The organism is Maribacter orientalis, from assembly GCF_900109345.1.
Lineage (GTDB): Bacteria > Bacteroidota > Bacteroidia > Flavobacteriales > Flavobacteriaceae > Maribacter > Maribacter orientalis.
Genome location: NZ_FNZN01000021.1, coordinates 1 through 2,998 on the forward strand (window position 1 = coordinate 1; position 2,998 = coordinate 2,998).

Genomic DNA, 2,998 nt, shown 5'->3' on the forward strand with positions numbered 1-2,998 from the left:
AACATTACTACAAGCAGACAATTGCAGTATCCAGTTTCTCCAATCCATTCCCTTTTTTCAGACATATTCCCCTTTTTTTAATATTAAAGCTAACGTTTTAGCTATGAACAGTACGGGAGCAAACCAGCGTTTGCTTTCCGCCACGCACATAGCAAAATCTTTTTGTTTTGTTTTTTCTTTTTTAAAGCAAAATCCCAAAGATTTTGCGGACATCATAAAAATACACAAACCTTTTGATTAAGCCCGAAGCCCGTATTGTTTATAGGTTTTGTTGTGTGGCGTTTTTATTTTCAAACGCTTCTATAATTCTATTATCAAAATCTTTCCACCAAAATAGAGGAGTTGTACCTTTTCTTGATATTACATTTACCTTTTTATCTAAAACTTTTATTCTCTCAATTGGTTCAGAATCTCTTTTACCATAAGAAGATAAATAAAATTGTCCGGAAGATTTAATTTTTAAAAATCCGTCATCGATTCCACCGTTTTCATCTAAATTTTTTAAAGTAACATCTTTTAATTCACTCAATTTTGGAATTCTATTTTCATAAAAATCTAAAGTCTCTATTAACGGATATCTATCACCACATTGGTCTTGTCGAATTTCTATAACTTTTAGTATAATGAATTTTTCATTTTTTAATTGATACGAAATTATATCACCTTCTTCCATTATAGTTTCACGTATAAATGGTTTAGAGATTTTTTTCGGTTTAGGTGGTTCGCTTAGTAATTGACTTTTTAATTTTTCGAGAACTATTTTTCTCTTTTTATGGTCCCTTTCATCGTCTTTCCACCTCTCAAGGTCTTTGCCACTTTTAATAATCTCAAGTGCGTTTTCTTGAACATTTTGAAGTAATCTACCTAAACTCCATTGTGTCGCTGCAAGAGATAACCAAAAGACAGAAGATTCATCATTGTCATTAATCTCCTCCGCGTAATCTTTAAGAAGTTCTTCAGTAGCCTCAGTTGGTGTTTTTCCAAATCCAATTTTGTTTTTGAATTCCAATTTTATATCTGAGGCTAAATCATCTGAGAATATAGCTGTTCCCCAAGTTCCCATAATTTTCTTTTAAATGACACACAACGTTAAATATATGGCAAGTAGGGCAGAAAACAAACGATTATTTTCGGTTTAACCACAAGCCAAATCTTTTGTTTTTTGTTTTAATTTTTCTCTTTTTAATACCAAATCAAAAGATTTGGCGACTTTGCAAATAGACACAAACCTTTTGATTAAACACTAATCACCCTATTTGCTATATATAGTGTTGTAGGTAGTTTTATTTGATAAAGGAAGATGTATTTAGTGTTTTTAAGAGTTCAGTTTTATCTTCAGAATTATCATATCCAATGAGTATTGTTAAATATTTATCATCAATGAACGTATTGTAATATTGTTGATGAAAATCATTTTCAGTATTTGGTATATCTATTAGTAAATCAAATACATCAAAGTCAATATCACTAATTCTTTTTTTGCTCCAAGTCGTGTCTGCTTTTATGCCTTGTTTTTCAAGTTGTTCAAGTAACACATTTTTAGAATTACGAGTTACTTTTTCGAAATTTGCTTTTTCATATTGAGCTTCGTCCAAGAATGCAGTGAATGAATTTCGATTATTCTTATTAAAGGCTATCAAGTAGCTGATATTTATATTGTGTTTTAAGTGGTCATCAGATTTTTTAAGTTCTATTTTGTCTAACCCTCTTTCAAGTTGGGATTTTATTGTATCAATTGTAGTAATTTGCCATTTCTCAGGAACTATTATTCTCCAATTAATTCTGGTACTATTAAACTCTCTTGTTGAACTATTGAAATAACCATGCTGCATAATCTGTGCTTCTTCATTCTTACATGACAATATGAGTAAAACAAGAGTAAAATACTTTAATAATTTCATTATTTTCTAATGTCTGTTTTAATTACCTACAACTGTCTCGGCTATGGTTTCGTTACGGAATGGTACGCGAGTATCATTCCGCCGTAACCATAAATTTAGCAAAAAGGCTTGAAATTCCGATTAGGAATCTCAGCCGTAATGAACTATAGCCGTTGTTAGCTACAGTTTTTATTTTTTAATCTCCTTCGCCTTCTGGAACAATCACAAAAGCCCATTCCGCTTCGTCAGGAACTCCATATTTTACTAAAAATTCGCCTCCAAGTCCGCTGACTTGTGATTTTTTGTCCTCGATTTCAAGTCCATAGGTTGCGCCAAACATAAATTTTACGCCATTGTTTAATTCAAGCGTGTCTGTGTCAACCATATTGAAAACTTTGAATTCGTTCGGTCGTATTTTAAGACTTTCCGAAACTTGAATTTCGTTCGCAGTTTCGTTGAAAATAAACACTTTGTATGTTTTTCCAGTTTTCTCATATTTAGCTGGAATTATTGAAACTTCATTTTCTTTTTGGATAAAGACATTTCCGTGCTCATCAGTCCATCTTTCTTCTTTTTTCATTTCCATCGGGTCAAATCCGTACATAAATTTGTTCAACTGCCCATTTGAGCTCTCCAGTCCAACTATGTCCATTAATTGCTCAATATAAACACAAACCATTTCTCGGTCTTCTGTATCTAATTTCAAATAGTTTTCTCTAAATTTTGAAATTCCAATTCCAATTTGTTCTTGATAATCTTTGTCAGTCGGATTTTCAGATTCCGCAACGTTTTTAAAGTCAGATGCAATTTGGTTGATTTTCTCTGTGAAAATTAGTCGCATTTTTTCATCTGCGATTCCTGGATAATAATTCGGATAGGGTTGAGCAACAAATTTTTTCTTTGCGATGAAATCAGTAAAGTGCTTATTAGCATTTTCTGGTGTTTTCATTTCAGTTGCTTTTTGTCCGCAAGCAGATAAGGTTAAAAAAAGTATGAAAATTTGAATGTATTTCGTCATTTCTCAAATGTTCGTTAATATACATTGTTTACAAAAGTTATAGATTAGAGTTTACACTAAGTTAGTTTCTAACCTCACTGATTGTTCTTTTTTTCTAAAC

General features: G+C 31.6%; 4 protein-coding genes. 1 reads left to right on the plus strand and 3 read right to left on the minus strand.

The genetic code is table 11. The features are described 5' to 3' along the window. The coding region (locus BMY56_RS18760) for a hypothetical protein (RefSeq protein WP_218144584.1) at positions 1 to 241 on the plus strand (241 nt) is incomplete at its 5' end. Positions 242 to 259: 18 nt separating this feature from the next. On the opposite strand, the gene BMY56_RS18365 is transcribed toward BMY56_RS18760, so the two are convergent. The 3 genes from BMY56_RS18365 to BMY56_RS18375 form a co-directional block, all read right to left on the minus strand. Beyond that, positions 260 to 1,063 carry a hypothetical protein gene (locus BMY56_RS18365; protein ID WP_091627720.1) on the minus strand — a complete coding sequence of 268 codons (804 nt, stop codon included), beginning with the start codon at positions 1,061 to 1,063 and terminating at the stop codon, positions 260 to 262. Between the two features lie 220 nt (positions 1,064 to 1,283). Further along, on the minus strand, positions 1,284 to 1,901 hold the full coding sequence (locus BMY56_RS18370; RefSeq protein WP_091627722.1) for a hypothetical protein: 618 nt from the start codon (positions 1,899 to 1,901) through the stop codon (positions 1,284 to 1,286). Between the two features lie 175 nt (positions 1,902 to 2,076). Beyond that, the gene (locus BMY56_RS18375; protein ID WP_245737288.1) at positions 2,077 to 2,829 is read right to left on the minus strand and encodes a DUF4844 domain-containing protein; all 753 of its coding nucleotides are present in this window, start codon (positions 2,827 to 2,829) and stop codon (positions 2,077 to 2,079) included. Positions 2,830 to 2,998: the final 169 nt, after the last annotated feature.